Source organism: Methanoculleus taiwanensis, assembly GCF_004102725.1.
Lineage (GTDB): Archaea > Halobacteriota > Methanomicrobia > Methanomicrobiales > Methanoculleaceae > Methanoculleus_A > Methanoculleus_A taiwanensis.
Map to the genome: position 1 here is coordinate 85,996 of NZ_LHQS01000001.1, position 20,655 is coordinate 106,650.

General features: G+C 61.8%; 21 protein-coding genes. 12 read left to right on the forward strand and 9 right to left on the reverse strand.

Annotation, left to right across the window (positions count from 1 at the left end):
* The first annotated feature begins 41 nt into the window (after positions 1-41).
* The gene (locus ABH15_RS00480; RefSeq protein WP_128692411.1) at positions 42-341 is read left to right on the forward strand and encodes a DUF2769 domain-containing protein; all 300 of its coding nucleotides are present in this window, start codon (positions 42-44) and stop codon (positions 339-341) included.
* A gap of 11 nt (positions 342-352) precedes the next feature.
* On the opposite strand, the gene ABH15_RS00485 is transcribed toward ABH15_RS00480, so the two are convergent.
* The 3 genes from ABH15_RS00485 to ABH15_RS00495 form a co-directional block, all read right to left on the reverse strand.
* The gene (locus ABH15_RS00485; RefSeq protein WP_128692412.1) at positions 353-1,426 is read right to left on the reverse strand and encodes an AI-2E family transporter; all 1,074 of its coding nucleotides are present in this window, start codon (positions 1,424-1,426) and stop codon (positions 353-355) included.
* 92 nt (positions 1,427-1,518) lie between these two features.
* Positions 1,519-1,983: a protease inhibitor I42 family protein gene (locus ABH15_RS00490; RefSeq protein WP_128692413.1), complete on the reverse strand. Its 465-nt coding sequence runs from the start codon at positions 1,981-1,983 to the stop codon at positions 1,519-1,521.
* Positions 1,984-2,038: 55 nt separating this feature from the next.
* Positions 2,039-2,608 carry a class I SAM-dependent methyltransferase gene (locus tag ABH15_RS00495; RefSeq protein WP_128692414.1) on the reverse strand — a complete coding sequence of 190 codons (570 nt, stop codon included), beginning with the start codon at positions 2,606-2,608 and terminating at the stop codon, positions 2,039-2,041.
* 408 nt (positions 2,609-3,016) lie between these two features.
* Here ABH15_RS00495 and ABH15_RS00500 point away from each other — a divergent pair, with 408 nt between their 5' ends.
* Genes ABH15_RS00500 through ABH15_RS00510 form a run of 3 tightly spaced genes read left to right on the forward strand, consistent with a single transcriptional unit; the run spans position 3,017 to position 6,187 of the window.
* Entirely contained in the window at positions 3,017-4,267 is a 1,251-nt protein-coding gene (locus ABH15_RS00500) for a COG1361 S-layer family protein (protein WP_128692415.1), read from the forward strand.
* Positions 4,268-4,277: 10 nt separating this feature from the next.
* Positions 4,278-5,480, forward strand: coding sequence for an ABC transporter permease (locus tag ABH15_RS00505; protein WP_128692416.1), 1,203 nt, complete (start codon positions 4,278-4,280; stop codon positions 5,478-5,480).
* Positions 5,481-5,485: 5 nt separating this feature from the next.
* Positions 5,486-6,187, forward strand: coding sequence for an ABC transporter ATP-binding protein (locus ABH15_RS00510; RefSeq protein ID WP_128692417.1), 702 nt, complete (start codon positions 5,486-5,488; stop codon positions 6,185-6,187).
* A 12-nt stretch (positions 6,188-6,199) separates the two neighbouring features.
* Here the strand turns inward: ABH15_RS00510 and ABH15_RS00515 are convergent, their stop codons facing one another.
* On the reverse strand, positions 6,200-6,790 hold the full coding sequence (locus ABH15_RS00515; protein WP_128692418.1) for a hypothetical protein: 591 nt from the start codon (positions 6,788-6,790) through the stop codon (positions 6,200-6,202).
* Between the two features lie 258 nt (positions 6,791-7,048).
* Between ABH15_RS00515 and ABH15_RS00520 the strand changes: the two genes are divergently transcribed.
* From ABH15_RS00520 to ABH15_RS00530, 3 genes are all read left to right on the forward strand, one after another.
* On the forward strand, positions 7,049-7,225 hold the full coding sequence (locus ABH15_RS00520; protein ID WP_128692419.1) for a DUF1059 domain-containing protein: 177 nt from the start codon (positions 7,049-7,051) through the stop codon (positions 7,223-7,225).
* A gap of 142 nt (positions 7,226-7,367) precedes the next feature.
* Entirely contained in the window at positions 7,368-7,568 is a 201-nt protein-coding gene (locus ABH15_RS00525) for a hypothetical protein (RefSeq protein WP_128692420.1), read from the forward strand.
* A 267-nt stretch (positions 7,569-7,835) separates the two neighbouring features.
* Positions 7,836-8,474, forward strand: coding sequence for a 2'-5' RNA ligase family protein (locus ABH15_RS00530; RefSeq protein ID WP_241647955.1), 639 nt, complete (start codon positions 7,836-7,838; stop codon positions 8,472-8,474).
* 3 nt (positions 8,475-8,477) lie between these two features.
* On the opposite strand, the gene ABH15_RS00535 is transcribed toward ABH15_RS00530, so the two are convergent.
* Positions 8,478-8,792 carry a WYL domain-containing protein gene (locus tag ABH15_RS00535; protein ID WP_128692422.1) on the reverse strand — a complete coding sequence of 105 codons (315 nt, stop codon included), beginning with the start codon at positions 8,790-8,792 and terminating at the stop codon, positions 8,478-8,480.
* 301 nt (positions 8,793-9,093) lie between these two features.
* Between ABH15_RS00535 and ABH15_RS00540 the strand changes: the two genes are divergently transcribed.
* On the forward strand, positions 9,094-10,029 hold the full coding sequence (locus ABH15_RS00540) for a sensor histidine kinase (protein ID WP_241647956.1): 936 nt from the start codon (positions 9,094-9,096) through the stop codon (positions 10,027-10,029).
* Positions 10,030-10,080: 51 nt separating this feature from the next.
* Entirely contained in the window at positions 10,081-11,049 is a 969-nt protein-coding gene (locus tag ABH15_RS00545) for an exonuclease/endonuclease/phosphatase family protein (RefSeq protein WP_128692424.1), read from the forward strand.
* Positions 11,050-11,057: 8 nt separating this feature from the next.
* Here ABH15_RS00545 and ABH15_RS00550 read toward each other — a convergent pair whose 3' ends face one another.
* Positions 11,058-11,483 (reverse strand): hypothetical protein, encoded by a 426-nt coding sequence (locus tag ABH15_RS00550; RefSeq protein ID WP_241648010.1) that lies wholly within the window; start codon positions 11,481-11,483, stop codon positions 11,058-11,060.
* A gap of 57 nt (positions 11,484-11,540) precedes the next feature.
* On the reverse strand, positions 11,541-14,603 hold the full coding sequence (locus tag ABH15_RS00555; protein WP_128692426.1) for a PKD domain-containing protein: 3,063 nt from the start codon (positions 14,601-14,603) through the stop codon (positions 11,541-11,543).
* A 324-nt stretch (positions 14,604-14,927) separates the two neighbouring features.
* On the opposite strand from ABH15_RS00555, the gene ABH15_RS13550 reads away from it, so the two are divergent.
* From ABH15_RS13550 to ABH15_RS00565, 3 genes are all read left to right on the forward strand, one after another.
* Positions 14,928-15,104 carry a hypothetical protein gene (locus ABH15_RS13550; RefSeq protein WP_164913594.1) on the forward strand — a complete coding sequence of 59 codons (177 nt, stop codon included), beginning with the start codon at positions 14,928-14,930 and terminating at the stop codon, positions 15,102-15,104.
* On the forward strand, positions 15,104-16,246 hold the full coding sequence (locus ABH15_RS00560) for a cation:proton antiporter (RefSeq protein ID WP_128692427.1): 1,143 nt from the start codon (positions 15,104-15,106) through the stop codon (positions 16,244-16,246). Before ABH15_RS13550 ends, ABH15_RS00560 begins: the two co-directional genes overlap by 1 nt.
* A 133-nt stretch (positions 16,247-16,379) precedes the next feature.
* Positions 16,380-17,219, forward strand: a complete 840-nt coding sequence (locus tag ABH15_RS00565) for an MBL fold metallo-hydrolase (protein ID WP_128692428.1) — start codon at positions 16,380-16,382, stop codon at positions 17,217-17,219.
* Between the two features lie 6 nt (positions 17,220-17,225).
* Here the strand turns inward: ABH15_RS00565 and ABH15_RS00570 are convergent, their stop codons facing one another.
* Both ABH15_RS00570 and ABH15_RS00575 read right to left on the reverse strand, forming a co-directional pair.
* Entirely contained in the window at positions 17,226-20,090 is a 2,865-nt protein-coding gene (locus tag ABH15_RS00570; protein ID WP_128692429.1) for a M1 family metallopeptidase, read from the reverse strand.
* A 7-nt stretch (positions 20,091-20,097) separates the two neighbouring features.
* Entirely contained in the window at positions 20,098-20,628 is a 531-nt protein-coding gene (locus ABH15_RS00575) for a HEAT repeat domain-containing protein (protein ID WP_241647957.1), read from the reverse strand.
* Between the last annotated feature and the right edge of the window lie 27 nt (positions 20,629-20,655).

Below are 20,655 nucleotides of genomic sequence, written 5' to 3' on the forward strand. Positions count from 1 at the left end.
CGATATATAGTCCGGAAAAGATCGATGCCGCGGTGGTTTCCATGGATAGGTTCGAAGAGAAGATGAAGGAGTTCAAGCAGATTCCGCCGGAGAAGCTGACGGAGATAATAACGCAGGAGAAAGAACTCTGCACCTGCCCGGACTGCCCGGCCTACACGGAATGCGCGGAGAATGCCGCCGAGCGCCTCTTCTGCGCAATAGGCGGCAGCTTCCGGTGCATCACCGAGCAAAAGACATGCCTCTGCCCGACCTGCCCGATCAGCAGGGAGTACGGCCTCACCCACACCGCCTTCTGTGTCAGGAGTGCGGAGACAAACCAGCGGTACTTCGACCCGCTCTGATCCGGCATCGCCTACTCTCCGGCCGCCGTCCCATCCCCGAACTCCTTCCGATCAGGGAGAGGGGCATTTTCGTGGGCTGCCCCATGCAGCTCCTCGACGAGAACGTGGTAGCCGCTGACGAGCAGCGCCATGAAGAGCGGACCGAGGACGAACCCGATCAGCCCCATCACTCCGAGACCGCCGATGAACCCGATCAGAACGAGCACCGGGTGAATATCAACCCTTTTACCCATAAGGATGGGGCGGAGGAAGAAGTCGGGTAAAGCGGAGAGGAGCGGGTAGCCGACGAAGACGAGCAGGGCGAGCGCCCGGTAGTCGCCGGAGGCGAGGGCGTAGACCGCGAGGAAGACAATGAGGACGAGCGACCCGACGGCAGGGATGAGCTGGAAGATGGCGGCGAGTGCCGCGTAGAAGAAGACATCTCCAAACCCGAGGATCGCGAAGAACGGAACCGCGAGGACGAAGGTGACCAGCGCGACGATGACGTGCAGGACGTAGACGGAGTAGATGGTATCGGTGAAGGTGACCGTCAGTGCGTTGATCCCGCGCTGCGAGCGTTTCGGGAGCGCTGCCGCGACCTCGCGGTAGATCTTGTCGCCCCCGAGGACGGCGATGTAGAGCGCCAGCACGAAGACGATGATGTCGACGACCATCAGCGGAACCTGGGGTATGATCCCCATCAGGCTCTGCTCCGCGAGCCCGACGATCTCTGCGAGCCAAGCGTTTATGTCGATAACAGCCCCAGCGGCGTTGAGATCGACGTGCCGGCTGAGGAGCGAACCCGCCCACGAGACGATCGTCTGGAGCATGTGCAGTATTTCGTTCGTGTTCTCGAGCAGGACACCCGCCAGAAGGACGAGCAGCGCGGCGAGCGCCGAGACGAGGCCGCCCGTCAGCAGAAGCGCAGAGAACCAGGCAGGCATCCGGCGGCAAAGCACCCGGTGAAGAGGCATCAGCACGATGGCAAATGTTCCGGCGACAAAGAGCGCTCCCGCAAGCGGCCAGAAGGCAATAGCAGCTGCGGCGGCTATCCCCGCGATGAGGAGGAGGGTGAGTCTATCGATCCGCGTTCCGGTTTCAGCCATAAATAAGCATTAGAACGCAGGGGGATTGTATTAACGCTCCGTTTTTGATCGGGGATGCGGGGCATACCAAAAAAATGAGGGGGGAAGCGCCCTCACACGATAGTGAAGGTCAGGGTATACGTCGTCTCGTTTCCGGTCGTCTCTTCCCACGGGCGCTTGTAGACAGCGGCGAACTCGCCCGTGCCGTTCTCGACGGCGCCGTACTCCCAGACACGCAGGCCGCCGGCTCCGACGAGCTGCCCGGAGGGCGGGATGAACTCGTCACTGATGGAGACGAGCCCCTCGGACGAGGTTACGTTCCACTCATACCCGGTCGTCGGGTTCTCGTCGAGCTGGATGGTGATGTTGCTTCCGACCGGAACGGTCGCTGTCTGCCCGTTGTTCGTCTCATTGTACACGAACTCGTCGGCGGGGGCTGCCGTGGTCTCCGCCGCAGTCGGGGTCTCAGCCGGGGTTTCGTTCGCGGCGGGTTCTGTACCGGTACAACCGGCTCCCGCCATGCATGCCACAAGGATGAGGGCTGCAATAATGCCGTAGATTGTCTTCATCTGCACCATTGCGTATAATAGCGGCACCGTAAATATAAATGCTCCCTAAAGCCCCTTATCCGGATCAGGCCTCCCTCGTTGGCCGGGCAAGGATGATGTAGTGGTAAATGCCCGACTCGGCCACCGACTCCACGCGGAGCCCCGCCCTCTCCATAAGGGATACGGCATACTCCACACTGAACCGTTTCTCAAAAGGCGGCCCAAACGGCTGCATCTCTTTGCGCCAGTCCAGATCCACCACGACCCCGGCGGGTTTGACCATCTCCCGTGCACGTTCGAGCACCCGGGCGGGATCGTCGAAGTCGTGCAGGTCGATCCCGAAGAAGATAACGTCGGCACAGATGCTACAGAGGATGATCTCCTCCGCAGGGCCGTGATGGAGGAAGATGTTTTCGAGGCCTTCCCTGACCGCCTCGCGGCGAAGCCGATCGAGGGCGTCGGCGTCGATGTCGATCCCGATGATCCGGCCGAGCGGGCCGACGATCCTCGCTGCGGGCAGGGCAAAGAAACCGTCGCCGCACCCGACATCAACGAACGTCTGGCCTGCGGAGAGGCCGATCAGAGCAAGGATCGACTCGGGGTTCTGCCAGGTGCGTCTCTCCTCTTCGTCATGGTAGTGATGGCCGCCCGTCATGCGTGAGCATATGCCCGTCCCGTCTCTTGAATGTTACACCGTGCAGAAGAGCATGAGTACGGGGATATCAGCACCCCCGGCAGATCTCCGGACCTTACACCATGATTGCGGCAATAGAGCGTTGTAACTGAAATGGAGGACAAACCGCTGTTATTCGGAGTGGTTGTGCAGGCGACGGTTGATCGGGCACCGGGTTCCCCGCTCCCTCGAGACTTCATTATAATTCAAGGAATATAATAATATCGCAGTATTATACTGAACATGGATACGGGCCGGGGCGGCTCGCCGGCAAGGCTGCCACAAGTGTTATATAAGAACATTCGGTATCTTCCCTGCCGACCGTTCCGAAATACCGGGGTGCGCAAGAGGCATTCCCGGATCGGAGCTCCGGTCTGCAGGAATGGGATTATGCGATCGTGGGAACTGTGTGTGGCCGCTCTGATCTTCATGCTACTGGTCTTACCGGGAATTGTCACCGCAGACCAACCGTCGGTGATCGTCTCTAATTACACGGTCACCCCTGCCGTGGTGCAGCCGGGGGATCTCGGAACCATCACCGTTGTGCTTACAAATACCGCGACGGCCGCAACCCGGACCGAAGCCGCCGCCGAGACGGTTCCGGGACAGGGGCAGACCACTACGACGACCAACACCCAGATCAACGCGGTCATTGAGGACGCCACCCTGAAAGGAGACGGAATCGAGGTGCTGACCGGGAGCTACGGCAGGATCGGTGCGCTCGGGCCCGGGCAGTCGGCAAGGCTCACGTTTCTCTTCCGTGCCCCTGCCGAAGACGGGATCTACTTCCCCGAGGTATGGGTCCGGGTCGCCGGTGCGACGAGCCTGAAGTATCCGGTTCCGGTGAACGTGAACTCAGGCTATGCGATCATTAAAAAACCGGCTATCCGGATCGAACGGAGCGTCCCCGAGAGCGTTATACCGGGGCAGCCCTTCAACCTCACGCTGGTGGTCGCGAACGACGGGCAGGCGGCGGCGAACGATGTTACGGTCAACGTCAATGCAAGCACCTCATCGATAACCGCCGCCACCCCGCAGACATTCTACATCCCCCGACTCGCTCCGGGCGAGGAGGCCGCCCGGGAGATGCGTTTCCTGACCGACACCGGAACAGCGCTCGGGCTGCAGCCGATTCTGATCACCGTCGCCTACCAGAACAACGATGGAAACCTCTTTCGTGAAGTCTCGACCGTCGGCGTTCCGATCCAAGGAAAGGCCGAGCTCGGGGTCGCTTCGGTCAGCACCGATCCGACCCGAATAACGGTCGGCGACCCGATCGACCTGATCATCAGAGTGGAGAACTCCGGTACCGGCGATGCAAACTCGGTGCGGGCGACTATCGACGGCCTCCCCCTTCAGGGAGGGAAGGAAGCCTTCATGGGCACCATCGAACCGAACAACGATGCTCCAGCGGTCTTCACCCTTACCGCGGATGAGGCCGGAACGTTCGACTACACCCTCCTGATCACATATACCGACGATTTCGGGACGCATACGATGGAGGAGCGACTGCAGATGGCCGTCGCCGATTCGGACGACACCCTCCTCCTGATCGCCGCCGCCGCGATCGTCATCGTCGCGGCAGTCGTCGCCGTCTGGTGGTGGCGGAGAAGGCGGCGGGAAGAGGAGGAGATGGAATAAGGGTTCCGCCATGTTCGAAAGTATCAAAGTGGCATCCTTCCTCGCATTCAAGCAGATCCAGCGGGGAAACAAGGGGACGCTGATCCTGACCATCATGATCATCGCCCTCATCTTTGTCAACCTGGTCTTTCTCCCCTCGATCATCTCCGGAGTCATCGAGACGTTCAACTCCCAGTCGATCAACTTCAACTACGGCAACCTGGTCATCGAACCACGGGAGGGCGATCAGTACATCAGCGATGTCGAGACCCTGCAGCAGAAGGTCGAGCGGATCCCCGGTATCATCGGCACCTCGCCCCGCATCTCGACCGGGGTCACCTACTTCTACAAAGGCAGGAACGCCAGGAGCACGCTCTACGGCATCAACCCCACAGACGAGCGGTCGGTCACAACGATCGATCAGAATCTGATCGCCGGGGAGTTTCTGAGCGACGGCGATACCGACCGGATCGTCATGGGCGGGATACTCGCCGGGACGGAAGGAGAGGAGGGGGGCGGGCTCCCGTCCCTCCAGGGCGTGCAGGTCGGCGATTCAGTCGAGGTCGCCTTCCCGAACGGTGAACGGCGCACGTTCCAGGTCAAGGGGATCTACGAGACGGAGTCCATCGGCGTCGACACCTCGGCCTTTGTTACCACCGAAGCGATCGATGCCGTCCTCGGTCTCGATAACCAGGCGTCGCAGATCCTCGTGAAGACCGCCGTAAACGGCGAGGAGGAGATGTTCCGGACCCGCCTTCTCGCCTATGGCGTCCAGCAGCAGGTCTTCACCTACCAGCAGAAAGCGGCCGGATTCGTCGACCAGGCGATCCAGAGTTTCGAGATCATCAACGCCATCTCGACCCTGGTCAGCCTGATCATCGCCATCGTGGTGGTTTTCATCGTCATCTTCATCAATACGGTGAACAAACGCCGCCAGATCGGGATCTTAAAGGCGATCGGGATCAACCGGCAGATCATCATCAACTCGTATGTCATCCAGGTGCTCGTCATCACCTCGGTCGGAACAGTAGTCGGGCTCGTCCTCACGAGTGGGGTCATCACCTATCTCACGATCAATCCCCTCATCTTTCCGGGCGGTCCGGTCTACCCGGTGGTCGAGGCGATGACAATTATACGAAGCGTCGCGAGCCTTTTCATCGTATCGGTGATCGCCGGGTACATCCCGGCATGGAAGACCGCACGGGAGGATATTCTGGACGCAATCCAGAGGTAGCAGGCATGATCGTCGTCGAAGATGTCACGAGAACGTACCGAATGGGCAAGGTCGAGGTGCGGGCGCTCAAGGGAGTTTCATTTGAGATCGCAAAAGGAGAGTTCGTCGGGATCACGGGGGCAAGCGGCAGCGGCAAATCGACGCTGCTCCACATCATGGGGCTGCTCGACAGACCCACCTCGGGGAGAGTCCTCATCGACGGTCGTGATGTGCAGAAACTCTCCGACCGGCAACAGACGCTCTTTCGATTGAACCGGCTCGGCTACGTCTTCCAGGACTACGCCCTGATCCCGGAGCTGACGGCTCTTGAAAACGTCTATGTGACGTCGCTTGCCCGGGGAGTGCCAGAGGCCGAGTACACCCGCCGGGGAGCCGAAGTGCTCAGGCAGGTCGGGCTCGGCGACCGGATCAACCACCGGCAGAGCGAACTCTCGGGCGGCGAACAGCAGCGGGTGGCGATCGCACGGGCGCTCGTGAACAACCCGAGCATTCTCCTCGCCGACGAACCCTGTGCCAATCTCGACTCAGAGACCTCAAAGAGCATCCTCGACCTCTTCGCCCGGGTCAACGAGGAGCTCGACCAGACTATCGTCATGGTCTCGCACGAGAAATGGCATGAACGCTACTTCTGCCGGATCATCGATCTCAAAGACGGGCTGATCGAGAGCATGCACGCGTGCAATCCTCGCGAGAAACCCGCGGGGTGAGGGGCAGCAGCTTCACCGTTTTTCATCCGACCGGAGTTCCTCGCGGATCTTCTGCAGGATATCATATGCCGCATACCGGAGCTCCCGCTCGACGTCTTCCCAGCTGATCCGCTCCTTCTCCTCGCGGGTAGGGTGGCGTTTTTCCCGGCAGGCCGGAACACCCGTGCGCGATTCGAGAAGGACCGACCGGAGAATATGAATGTAGCCGACGATCAGAGCCGCGGCAAAGACGGCTATCCCGAGCATCACCGAGACCGGTGTGAACGAGTGGACGAGGACGACCCCGAAGAGATCGCCCGCAAGGAGTATGACGCGGGAAAAGAAGGCGACGAGGAAGAGGCTCGCCGAGGCTATCAACACCGGGGAGGGGAGGTTCAGCGGGAACGGCAGCATCCGGAAGACAAGGCCGATGAAGAAGAGAAACGAGAGGGTGAGAAGCAGCCAGATCGTCCCGTTCAGGAAACTCACGACCGCGTGATACGCGGGATCGGCGATCACAAGCGTCAGAAGCTCCATAACAGTGATCAGGGCGAAGAATGCAAGAATACCGGAGTAGCGGGTGAAGAGTCTCCAGTAGATTGACGGTTCCAAATCGCTCACCATGCACGCGTAACTCCTTCGGGTAGCCACCCCGTTATCCTGACAGGATATAGCCATTTTCCCGGGCGCCGATCCGCGAAGAGCGAAGACTCATCACCGGCCGCAGGGGTGTTTGATGAAATCTGACAGGCCCCTCTGAAACCGCAGGTGCGGAAGGCCGGGACGCAGCGCCGGATCGGATCTCTTCCGGTGTCCTGCACCACCAGATCTATCGGCACAGTTTTATATTTTTCACGCCATAGCCCGCGGCCGGTGAGAGGTATGAAACAAGTGATGACCTACCGTTGTAAGGATCTCGGCCTCGCGTGCGACTATGAGGAGAAGGCCGAGGGTGAGAACGAGCTGATGAAGCGCGTCGAAGGGCACATCATGACTGTACACCAGATGGACATCCAGGAGCCGGAGGTCCAGGAGAAGATAAAGAAGGCGATGAAGTAGATACCTGCACGGAAACCTACCCATTTCCCCCGGAGCGGGAGGAGAACTCTCGAATTTCCGGAGTCTGACACTCTGCCGGGGGCGGCGACGTTGCATTTATCCCCTACGACGCATATGACCGCGGTAGCAGGGGGGCAAACAATTGACTGAGACCGAATGGGTCGTGACGCTGAGCGTCAGAATGACCGTCCGCGGGGAACGATCGAAGGACGAGGCGGTTAAGGCCGCGATCGAGGCTATGCAGAACAGTATCAGGGATGGCAAAGAGCTCTCGATGCAGGCGGTCGCACGGAGGATGACGAACCTCACGAACGAGGAGCCGCTCTTCGGGATCACCTGGTGAGGACTGCAGGCCGCAGGAGATAAAGGGAGAGTCTATTCCCGCCAGGAGCTCGTGAAGAGTTCCCGCTTCACCGGCGCCCGCCGCTCCGTCCGGGGCTGCGGGAAGGAATTTCCAGTCGGTGCTGAACGGGACGTTTGCGCGGGGGATCGCGTGGATCTCTTCTCTGACGTTTATTCCTTCGCCGCCATCACTCAAGAAACGCCGGGATGATCCTGCAGCCAGAAGCCCCACAACTCTTTTATTATTCCCGCGGCCTTTCTCCCACCTATGAGCACACTTCCCGATACCGTTGCAATCGACATCGTCCTTCTTCCGCCCGGCCCGGTGATGGACGAGGCTATCCGGATAAACCAGGCGCTGATCATGGGGAACTCCGACGGGGAGATCATCCTCTCCCGGGAGGGAGCGGTCCCGCATATCTCCGTGGCCATGGCCGCGGTCCGGCGCGACAATCTTCCGGAACTTACCCGGGCGGTCGAACGGATCGTGCAGCACTGCACCCCCATGACCCTGACGATCGACGCGATCGAGCACCAGTCGGTCTCGAGCGGCGATCGGATTTCGGCGTTCCACGTCCTGCGGCCGGAGATCATTCAGCTCTTCCATAAAACCGTGATGAACGCCGTCTCCCGGTACGCGGTCGCCGATGTAACGGAGGAGATCTTCGCGGGCGAACGCGTCACGGCATCGACGGTCGACTGCCTCCGCCGGTTTCCGGAAACGTCGAGTTTTTCCCGGTATTCGCCCCACATCACGCTCGGCTTCGGGGAGATCGAGCCGCTTCTCCCCGGTCTCGACTTCCCGATACGCTTCGAGGTCACCCGGGCGGCGATCTACCGCCTCGGAAATCATTGCACCTGCCGGGAGATCCTCGCCGAGTTCGAGGTGAAGCGAAACAACAGGTAACCGTTACCAGTCCCGCCCGGCGAGCCCCCGGCTATTGTAGAGCGGCCGGAGATCTTCCCACTTTCCACCGGAGGGAGGACGAAACTGCCGCCCGGTGGGAGAAAAGCCGATGATCTGCTCCGGGCGGAAGCACTGGAGGAGCGCCCGGTCGGCGTGAGCGTAACCGGTCAGCGAGGCTACATTCTCCCCTTTAAAAGCGATCGCATCGGGCTCGACCTCACGGGATATGATCTCGCCCTCCGGCGTGCGGTAGAGGATCTGCACGACGACGTGCTCGACCGCCGCCTTCACCCAGGTATCGGGCAGGTTCAGAGACATTCGCTGAGATTTATATCGCAGAATAAATAGATTGTGGAGAGAGGTGACGCTTATACCATCCCTCCCGGTTCTGACGCCCGACGCCGCAAAAGGCAGAACATTTCCTCAAAGTCCCCGCTCTCCGGCGGGAACACTTCTGTCATGGGACTATGTCGTACAGGGGAGGGAGAACGCTTTATCGTGAAGCGTGTACAAGGCTCAGATGCCCTGTGGATCCCGGAGTCTGTCCGGACTCCGCCCGCCTCTCGAAGAAGAGGGAACAGTGGCTAATCGCCCCGCAAAGTTATGCCCGCCCACCGGCATGCTCCTGGCACTCGGAAAGGTCGCCGCAATCATCCTCCTCTTAATGAGCGTTTTCCAGTTCATCAAGACGTTCTTCTATCCCGACATCACGGTCGTGGAGACACATATCACCACCGTTGCGTTCACGACGCTTCTTGCCGTATTCGCCGCGTTCTTCGTCTTCCGCAGCCAGCAGAAACTCCTTACCGCGATGACGGCCGAGGTGCGCGAACGACGAAGAGCGGAAGAAGCTCTCCAGCGCTACACCGATGAGTTAAACGGGCTTCACCGGCAGCTGGAGGCTTCCCACCGGGAGGCGAACCTGTACCTCGACATCCTGACGCACGATATCCGGAACACCGAGAACGTCTCGAACCTGTATGCCGAGCTGCTCGTCGACGCGCTGGACGGGGAGGCGGTCACCTACGCGGAGAAACTGCAACGCAGCATCCGGAAAAGCATCGGGATCCTGGGCACCGTCGCCACCATCCGCAGGATCCACGAGGCATCATCCGGGCTCAAACAGCTGGATCTCGATGAGGTGATCCGGCGGGAGATCGGGCAGTTCCCGGACAGCACCATACGGTACGACGGATCTCCCTTCCCGGTTCGGGCCGACGATCTCCTCCCGGAGGTCTTCGCAAACCTCATCGGCAACGCCGTGAAGTACGGCGGATCCGGTGTCGGGATAACCATCCGGGCCCTTGAGCGGGACGGCGAGGTGCTGGTCTCGGTCGAGGACACCGGCCCCGGCATCCCGGATGCGGACAAGCAGGCGGTCTTCCACCGGTACGAACAGAAGAGGCGGGGTGTCGGCGAAGGGCTCGGGCTGTACCTCGTGCAGATTCTCGTCGGGCGCTATGGCGGGAAGGTCTGGGTCGAGGATCGGGTCCCCGGCAGCCCGGAGCAGGGGGCGGCATTCCGGTTCACCCTCCGGCGGGCGGAAGATGCCTGAACAGGAGCGTTTCATCCGGTTTTTATCGTTTCACCGCGAACCTGTAGACGAATGACCTGTTTGCCCTTCTCTCGAGCGCTCTCTCTGCTCGCGGCGCTCATCCTCCTCTTCACCTGCACCGCCGGGTGCACGGTCACGTTCCAGGCGCCCGATCTCCCGAACCTGCCGGTGCTGACACCGGACACCCCGACCGTCACGCCGATCCCGATTCCGACCGAAGTTCAGCCGGCGGCGAACGGCACTATCCGGATCGGCGCGTTCAACATCCAGGTATTCGGCGTCACGAAGGCGGCGAAACCCGAGGTCATGGAGGTGCTCGCCCGCATCATCCGGACGTACGATATCGTCGCCGTCCAGGAGATCCGGGACAGTTCCGGCACCGCGCTGCCGGCGCTCCTTGCGGCCGTGAACGCCGACGGCTCGAACTACACCTATATCGAGAGCGTCAGGCTCGGCCGGACGGCGAGCAAGGAGCAGTACGCCTACTTCTACGACCGGGAGACGGTCGCACCGACAGCGGACGGCAGAACATACCCCGAACCGGAAGGCACCGACCCGTTCCACCGCGACCCGTTCATCGCTCCGTTCACGGTACTGGACGGATCGTTCGACGCGGTCTACATCGTCGTCCACACCGACCCCGACGAGGCGACCGAAGAGATCGACGCCCTCGGTGCCGTGGTGGCGTATGCCCGGGAGGTCTATCCTCAGGAGCAAGACTTCATCGTCCTCGGCGACCTGAACGCCGACGGATCGTACTTCAACGAGAGCGGCACCTCACCGCTGCGGGATGACGGGTATACATGGCTGATCACGGATGAACTCGACACCACCACAAAGAGCACCAACGCCACCTACGACCGGATCATCGCCACCGGCCCGACCGCCCCGGACTTCACCGGCGATGCGGGCGTCTTCCGGTTCGATACCGCCTACGGGCTGAATCAGACGATGACCGAAGCCGTCTCCGACCACTACCCGGTCTATGCGGTCTTCCGGACGGGCGAAGATCGGGACTAAAACAAAAATTATTTTCCCGGCCCGAGCAGGAGGCAGCGCAGGTACGGCCTCGGTCGAAGGACACACCCGTACGTTTCCTCAAGTGTGCCGCAGTCAATCACCTCAACCGTCACGTTTTCCGGCGAAAATTCCGGATCATGCTTTCGCATCGTCCGGAGAAAGACCGGCAGCCGCATGAACGGGCGTGCCGCCTCCGGCACGATCCGGAAATCCTCGAGATCATCCTTGAGAGGCGATCTTCCAGCGAGATCTTCGTCGAAGTAGAGGTAGGTCTCGAATCCGTAGCGGTCGTAGAGCCCGGCAAGGTCTGCAAGGCAGAGCCGCGCACCCGGCTCAATGCCGATCGCGACAAATCGCTCTTTCGCTCCCCGGCCGGCAAGCTCCTCGAACGAAGGAGAGGAGCCGCAGGCTATCCGATCGTTCTCGTCGTGCATGCTCACGGGTACTGATAGGCCGAAGAGAGAGAAAAAACGTGAGGTGTCCAGGACTCCTCACGCACGGGCCAGGTTGCCTGCCGCCTCTTCCGGCGCCGGTATCGCTGGAAGTACGGCTATCGTCCCGTTCGCGGTGTCGCTCCCGGCAGGGCCGCTCACCGTCAGGGTCACGGTGTAGTTCCCGGCCTCAACGTAGGTATGGGTCGCATTCGGCGATGCCGAGGCATTCCCGTCACCGAAGAACCAGAGCCACTCGTCGATCGATCCGGTCGACTGATCCTGGAAGGTAACGGTGAGCGGCACCGCGCCGGTCTCAGGATCGGCACGCAGCGCCGCTTCCGGGGTCTGGTTGTCGGTGACGTTCTCTGCGGGCTCTTGCGTGACCGTAACGATCACGGTATCGGTCGCGTTCCCGCCGGTCTCGTTCGTCACCGTCAGCCTCGCCGTATAGGTGCCGGGGCTCTGGTAGGTATACTGCACCGATCCTTCGCCGGTGGCGGTCGCCCCGTCGCCGAACTCCCACGACCAGGCGGTCGGGTCACCGCTGGTCGTTGCATTGAAGAGAACGGTCAGCGGCGCCGTGCCGTTCGTTACATTCGCGGTGAGATTGGCGGCGAGCGGCGGGAGACCCGGTTCCGGCATCCCGCCGGTCTCCGCCGGTGAAGCGGGCAGCACGCCGTCGATCGCGTACAGGAAGATGTCCCAGTTTCCACTCCGGTTGTCCTGCCAGACAATGTAGTTCCCGGCGATCGACGGATAGATCTGATCGGCCGGATCGTCGGTCACCTGGACGAGCGTGCCGTCAACCCGGTTATAGAGGAAGATGTCCCAGTTTCCGTTCCGGTTGTCCTGCCAGACGATGAAGTCGCCGGAGATATCGGGGTACACCTGGTCGGCGGGATCGTCGGTGATCTGCGTCCGGTTCCCGGTCTCGAGATCACCAAGGTAGATATCGGAACTCCCGTTCCGGGTATCCTGCCAGACGACGGAAAGACCGTCGATGGCGGGGAACTGCTGGTCGCCTGCATCGATGCAGACCGGCATCTCATTGGTGCCGGCGTTCGACCAGTAGATATCGAAGCTGCCGTTCCGGTCGTCCTGCCAGACCGTCGGGCCGTCGACCCCGCCGAAAGCGATTGCAGGATTCTCCTGGACGCTTCCCGGCATACCGGCCGGCGAGCCCGTCTCCTGTCCCGGTATCAGGTCGGCGACGTACGCCGTCCAGGTGCCGTTCCGGTTATCCTGCCAGCAGACGTACTGGAAGGCGATCGAGGGATAGCGCTGGTCGCCTGGAGCCGTCGTCACCGGGAACTCCTCGCCGCTGAAGGGAGAGTACCAGAAGATGTCCCAGTCGCCGTTCCGGTTGTCCTCCCAGACGATCAGCCGCGAGACGCCCGAAACCGCCGGGTTCGCCTGGTCGGCCGGATCGGTCGTTATCTGTGTCACCGCCCCGTCGGTCAGGTTATAGCGGAAGATATCGGAGTTTCCGCTCCGGTTGTCCTGCCAGACGACGAGATCGCCCGAGATATCGGGGTTCACCTGATCGGCAGAGTTATTGGTGACCTGCAGGAAAGCACCGGATGGCTGCTCTACGGGCACCGTCGGAGTCGGGGTCGGCGTCATCGTGGGTGTCTCATTCAGTGTCATCGTGGGTGTCTCATTCAGTGTCATCGTCGGAGGTGGTGTAGCATTCGGCGTGGCGGGAGTAGCATTCGGCGCCATCGTCGGGGTCGGCGTGACCGGCGGTGCCTCCTCCGTCACTGCAAAGTCCAGCACCTCCTGCCGGACGATATCACCGACCGTCGATCTGACCTGCACCTGGTAGGCGCCGGTAGTGCTCGTGTTCGAGAACGTCCCGGCATAGGTGCCGTTGCCGGTTCCGTTCAGGAGAACCGTCTCGTTCTCCCCGCCGGGCAGAGTGAAGACCGCGGTGACGGTCGCATTTTCGATCCCGGCCGTTTCGTTCCGAACCTCGGCGGTCACCGTGACCGGCTCACCGGGTGCATACGAAAAGGCGTCGATGGCTGCCGCAAGTTCGATCGTAGCACTGACGGCAACGGTGCTCGAGTAGTCGACCGTGACGTTCGCATCGGTCGCATTTATCACCTCTATCCAGGTGCCGACGACCGGGTTGTTCACCTGGTAGATCTGGTAGGTATCCGACGAGATGTAAGTGATATCCGGGCTCTCGGTACCGGTCGGGCTCTCGGGATCGAGTTCGACCCGGGTTCCGTTCGGGTAGTAGATGTAGTAGTTTATCGTCGTCTGCGGGCAGAGGCAGGTGAACTCAACAACCTGGACGGACGTATCGATATTCACGATGTTCTGGACGGTCTGGTTCACCGAGATGGTGCCGGTCTCGCTCGTGATCTGATCCTGTCCCTTGATCGTCTGTTTGATCCGGTTGTAGATATCGAGGAGTGCGCTGCTCGTGGGGGCGGAGTAGTAGCGCCCGCCCGTCTGCCTCGCAATCTCCCGCATGAGCGCCTCGTCCGCAAAGTCGGTCAGTGCCACGGTGTAGACCGGCCAACCCTGCTCGACGTAGAGGGGCACCACCGCGAGCGGGTCGGTTCCGGTGTTATGCACCCCGTCGGTGAGGAGCACCGTGGCCTTCCCGTGACCCGGGATACCCCGCTCGGCGAGCTGGTCGAACGAGGCCAGGAGACCGCCGCCGATATTCGTCTCGCCAGACGAGTCCACCTGGTCGATCGCCATCTTCAGTGCCGTCCGGTTGTTCCGGACGAGCGAGAGCGGTTCGAGCACCGTCACGGCGTGGTCGAAGTCGACGATGGCGAGCAGATCATCGTTCGCCGCGAGGTCGACGAAGAGGCGGGCGGCATCGATGCGGAGGTCATCCGGGTCGGTGTTCCGCATGCTTGCGGAGCTGTCGATGGCGAGCGCCACATCGACGGCGCGGGTGCCGTTCGGTGCCGGCGCCCCGCCGCCCGCGCCTGTCGTCACCGAGACATCGGTCGTCGAGGTCACCGAGGTGTTGGTGGAGACCGAGACATCGGTCGAGGACTGGCCGCCGGCAGGGAGTTCTGAGGCAGCTGCTGCCGACGGGAGAAGCGTCACGATACAAGCAAGAATAACAAGGCTTATCAGTAGAATCTTTCTCATAGTGGTTCCTCCGCGGGATGCGATGTACCGGATCTCCCGGAAGCGAATAATGCCGGGTGCCGGCCGTCACGGACTTCATATCACTGTACCGGGAATACATCCTCCCAAATCGGAGCCCCCCGGCACAGGGCGGAAATATAATCGGTATTAATTATATAATTTATGCAATAAAATCGGCGTCCGATTCGGGGCACGTCGCCACACTGGAAAACCACCCTCTCCACCCTTGCTAGCGGGGCGAAGGCCACCATTCGGATCTAAGCCTGTACCCACCGGTTTTCGGCGAACAAAAGGTATATTTAGCAGTTCCGCATGATGACTACTATGCCTCGGCGAGCGCTCGACAATGCCGAAATCGGGGTGAAATACGGACTCGTGTCGGGATCAAACGACATCTGTGCCGCGCTCTTCGGAGTTCCCGACCGCAACCGGCATTCCGCGCTCCCTGCCGGAGAGGGCGGGCGACGGAAAGTCGCCTGGCAGCAGCGGTCGGAGGACTGATGGAAGGTATCGCAATCGGACTCGGCCTCTGCCTGATCCTCGCCCTCGTCTCACGCAGCCTCTCTCTTCCCCCGATACCGTTCTACATCCTCGGCGGTCTCGCCATCGGCAGGTCAGGACTCTGCCTGGTGGAGCCTACCGCCATCTCCGACTACTTCACCGGTCTCGGCCTCATCTTCCTGCTCTTCTACGTCGGCCTCGAACTGAAACCCGGGGAGCTGCTGCAGCAGCGTGCATCGATCCTCCAGATCGGATTTGTCGACCTGCAGATCAACCTGGTCGTCGGCTTCATCGCCGCCCTGGCTCTCGGGTTCTCACTCGTCGAATCGCTCGTAGTAGCGGCAGCATTCTATGTCAGCAGCTCCGCAATTGCATTCGCTCACCTCATCGAGAACCGGCGGGTCATCCTCCGCGAGACGGAGACGATCGTCTGGCTGATGCTCGTCGAGGACATGGTCCTCATCCTGATCATCCTGCTCCTCCATGCCGGCGAGACGTCTCCGATCGCCATTCTTACCGGAACGGTCTTCCTTGCGGGGCTCTTCGCCGCCATCTCCCAATGGGGGAAAGACCTGATCGGCGGCCTGCTCGACCGCGACGACGAACTTCCGGTGCTCCTGACATTCTCCGCCGTCATCTGCTCTGCGTTCTTTGCGAGCACCGTCGGCATCCCCGAGGCGATAGTCGTCATCGCCCTCGGCGCCGCGCTCGCCGCGACGAGCCCGACCCTCCTCGAACGGCACGCAAAACCCTTCAGGGACGTCTTCCTCGCGTTATTCTTCGTCTTCTTCGGCATATCGGTCGATTTTGCCTCCAGCCCCGGGATCGTGCCCATCGCAGCCCTCAGTATCCTTGCTATCGCCAGCAAACTCATCTCCGGGGTGATCATCGGGCGCATGACGCACGGATCATCTACGGCCGGGATAGTGATCGGGAGCGTCTCGATAGCCCGGGGGGAATTCTCGATCATCCTCGCCGCACTCTACGGGTCTGCCATGGTTTCATCCACCATCGCAGCCCTGGTCATCACAACGTCCGTCGCCGGATCGTTTGCGGCACAGTACAGCCACCTCCTCAAGAAGCACTGGACACGGTTCCATTCCCGCCATGCCCTGACCGGCATACCATCGCTCCTCCCCTGAAAGCGCCGGAACCAGCCAGGGGTGCTCCGGGCGTTCAAAGAGCGTACCGGGGCAGGCAGCCGGGCAGAGATCCAGAATCACCCGGACTCGTGCCAGCAGGATTTATCTCTGCTCGCACACACCTTTGATCGCCATGCAGCTCTCTGTGCTCGTCGACAACACCACCCTCACCGATCGCTACTTCACCGCCGAACCGGGTCTTTCGTTCTATATCGAGGAAGGGGGAAGAAGGGTGCTCTTCGACGCAGGCTACTCCGGAATCGTCGTCGAGAACGCCCGGAAGATGGGGATCGATCTCCTCAGGCTCAACGAGATCGTCATCTCGCACGGCCACCTCGACCATACCTGGGGGCTCGACGCACTCATCAGGCTGTATACCGAGGCGGCGTTCGAGGGGCGGGAGCACGGAAGACCGACGTTCGTCGCCCATCCCGACGCCTTCCTGACGCGCAGCGTCGCCGGTATCGGCGAGATCGGGTGTCACCTCTCGGTGGAGGAACTCTTCCGCCACGGCACGGTGCTCCTGACCGCTTCGCCCCTCTGGCTGACGGAGAACCTCGTTTTCCTCGGCCAGATCGAGCAGCGGTTCGACTTCGAGGTTTCACCTCCTATCGGCGAGATCTATACCAGCGAGGGGGTGGCGGAGGATATGGTCGTCGACGACAGCGCGCTCGCCTGCAGGACACCAGACGGCCTTATTATCGTCACCGGCTGTGCGCATACCGGGATCTGCTCGACGATCGAGCAGGCAAAAGAGATCTGCGGCGACGACCGGATCGTCGATGTCATCGGCGGGTTCCACCTCCTCGAACCCTCGCCGGAGCGCCTCGCCGGCACCCTCGAGTACCTCCGCGACTGTGCGCCCCGGGCGGTTCACGCCTGCCACTGCACCGATCTTGCCTCGAAGATCGCCCTCGCCCGGGTGGTGAATCTCAAAGAGACCGGTGTCGGGCTGCAGCTCTCCTGGTGGTGACGGCGGTCAGGCGGAGAGAGCGGTGAGAGCCGGAATCTCCCCGTACTCTTCCTCGTATGCCCGCACCGCATCCGGCGCTCCGAGGAGGAATCGCCGGGCCGTGTTGTAGACCGACGGCGTCTTCTCAGGATCGAGCGTCGCAAGGAGGGCGGCGAGGATCCGCGCCACCGGGACATGGTAACGCTCCTCCATCCGATCGATGAACGCGAATGCGTCGAGCGCCCGGACGGTGCTGTACTCGTTGATCGGTGCGAGCCGGATCAGCACCTCCGTCAGGTACGCACGCCCCTCTGCGGTCTCGAGCGACTGCCGCCGGTTCAGGGCGAACCGGGTATAGAGCGCCCGCTGCTCGTTCGCCTGCTCGATCCGGAAGGCATCCGAGGTCTCGATCCGCCGGAGGAGCGGGACGATATCCGGAACGTCGCTTGCGGCGGTGGTAGCGAGGAACGTCTCCCAGGCAACGAGGTTTTTACGCGACTCCTCGAAGAACGCGTCGAAGACCGCCATGCGATCCGGCGCCGTGCTCTCGAGGTACAGGCGGAATGCGGCGAGCCGGTCGGTGGCGGCGACCGACTCCTCAAACTGCCCGCGGACGAGCCGATGAACGTCAGGAGTATCAAGGGCGGCGAGCACCGCGAGGCCTGTGTTCTTCACCTGGCGCCGCTTGATCGCCTCGATCTCACGGTCACTGTAGGAACCCTCTTCTCGTGCCGGCTCCGCGTAGCGGCGGTATACCTCGGCCAGCCGCTCCCCGTGCCTCCCTGCAATCCCCCTATACAGGCGGCGGCGGGCATCCGCAAGGGCGCGGTAACGGTAAGCGAACCGCTCGTCACCGACCGACGGAAAGATCGTCATGAACTGCCCGCCGGCATCGTCCATAAGCGCGGCATCGCCGATAAGGGCAATATACAGGTCTGCGAAAGCAGCGGACGGTTCACTCGCGGGATCGGTGATAAGCCGCACCTTCTCTGCGTCGGCGAGCCGGGAGAAAGCGATGAATCGGTTCACGAGATCGGAGTCACATGCCGCCTGGAGGGCGAGCTCGTCGTTGCTCGCCGTATCCTCGACCGTCCCGTAAAAGGAGTAGCCCCGGTTCAGCGAGAGGAACGCCGGTGCGTCGACGTCCATGAGAACGACCTGCTCCTCCTCACCGGTCACCCGGATCGTCCCCTCGGCGAGATCGCTCCCGTCCCGGCCGACCAGAGCAAACCGGAAGGGAAACTCCCATGCCCGACCGCTCTGCGAGCGACTCTGGCGTAGCGATAGGGTGAACCACCGGGCAACGGCGTCGTACGATGAGGATACGGTGACGGTCGGATACCCGGTCTCTTTCAGCCAGACCTCCGCCATCCCGGCAAGGTCGAATCCCGAAACCTCCTCCATGCATCGGATCCAGTCGGCACGGGAGGCGTTCGCGTGCCGGTAACGGGTGTGATAGAGGGCAAGCCCGACCGCGAAGGTCTCCTTTCCGACAAGAGTCTCGATCATCCTGACGACCTCAGGAGCTTTGACGTAGGTCACGCCCGTGATCAGATCGTTCGGGTCGTTAAACCCGTCCGGCTCGATCGGCATGGAGCCCGCCCCACGGTCGAGGACGAGCGTTCCGTCCTCCGGAGAGAGGAGGGTGAGCACGGTCGCAAGCCGCGTGTAGGCCTCGCCGAAGAGGAAGGCGTGATACTGCTCCTCGACGTGCACCGTGACCGCCTCGTTGAGCCAGATCTCAAACGGGCTCCTCCCGGTCACCTCCGAACCGTTCAGGTTGTGGTAGTACTCGTGCACCTTCACCCGGATCATGTAGTCGAACGCCGCATCGGTCATCTCCGGAAACGGCATGATCCGGTTCGTAACGATCGTGGTATTCCCGACGTTCTCCATCCCGCCGAAGTCCGAGTTCTGCATCCCGATCTCGCGGTATACCGACCCCGTATAGGCGTATCCGGGAGTTATCGCCGCCGCACGTTCGGCAAGCGCAGCTCGACACCGTTCGAGCGCTTCAGGGTCGCTCCCCGCCTCTTTCAGCGCGTCGCGGCGCCGGACAAGGTCCCAGATCTCCTGCCGGACCTCCGGGTGCCGGTACTGCCCCGGACCGGTGAAGAGGTGCACCCACATGACCGCATCGGCGAGAATCTCGAGCGCCCTGCCGGCGGGGATCGGGTCGGAGCCCGGTGGAACCAGCAGCTCAAGCAGAAAGCGCCTGCCGGCGGGATACTCGACCTCACGGCTGAACGTATCGTAGGTGCCGACCCCGAGGAAGAAGAGATAGGGCGGCATCGGGGTCGTCGTGTTCGCATACGCGACGGTGCTCCGGTTCAGCCCGAGGTAGAGCCGTGGGCCGACCGGATCGCCGTTCGTGATCATATTCGTATAGTTATAATCGGCGACGATTTTTGTCGTATACGTGCACTTTGCGGTCATATCGTCGAGGCAGGGGACGAGCCGCTGGAACCCCCACTGCTGGCACTGGGTGATCTGGGTGGGAGGAGCACCCGGCGGGGTCTCGTCGTAGTAGAGCCCTTCGAGGACATGCCGGGTCGGGCGGCAGATCGTCTCGGTGGTGATCGTAAACCGGGTGCGGGGCGGCACCGGCGGCGTGAAGACGATAGAGAGGGTGGCCTGCTCCCGGTCGTAGGTGTATGCGACACCGTAATCGTCGGAGGTGACGCGGAGAATGTCGAGAGCCCTGGCATTCAGGTCGAGTACCGCGAGCGGGGCATCCAGTGTCTCCGCCGTCAGGTCAGAGACGACGCGGGTATGCCCGTCGTAGATATCGAACGCGAGATCCATATGTACGACGGTGACCGGCAGCGGCGAAAAGTCATCCGGCCGGTATTTAAAGAGGGAATCGCCGCTACCTGTATCCTGTTGTCTCATTGCCGCTTCACGCCTCCGTCCCGGGGCACTCCGACTCACCGGCGATCTTCCGGAGCGCTGCCCGGGCGGCGTAGCGAACCTCAGGCTCGTCGTCCTCGAGCGCCGCCGTGAGCGCCTCTCGGGCACGCGGATCACCGATCTTCCCGAGCGCCTCCGCCGCCGCCATCCGGACGTCTTTCTTCCGTTCGATAAGCAGCGGTATGATCGGCCCGACCGCCCGCGGATCGCCGATCTCGCCGAGTGCCCATGCCGCACCGCGCCGCACCCACCGTTCGGGGTCGGTCAGAAGAGGAATCAGCGGTTCGACCGCCCGCGGATCCTGCAGTTTCCCAAGTGCCTGGGCAACAACCCACCGGACCTCATCCGAGGGGTCGCTGAGTGCCTGTATCAGCGGCTCGACACCGGAGGGGTCTCTGCACCTGCCGAGCGCCTCGGCCGCACGCAGGCGGTAGGGAACGCTCTCGTCCGAGAGCTGCCGGATCAGGATCTCAAGGTTCTCCTTCTCCCGCCGCTCTTTCTCGGCGAAGACTCGACTCACCGGACTCTCCCTATCCATCATCAATCA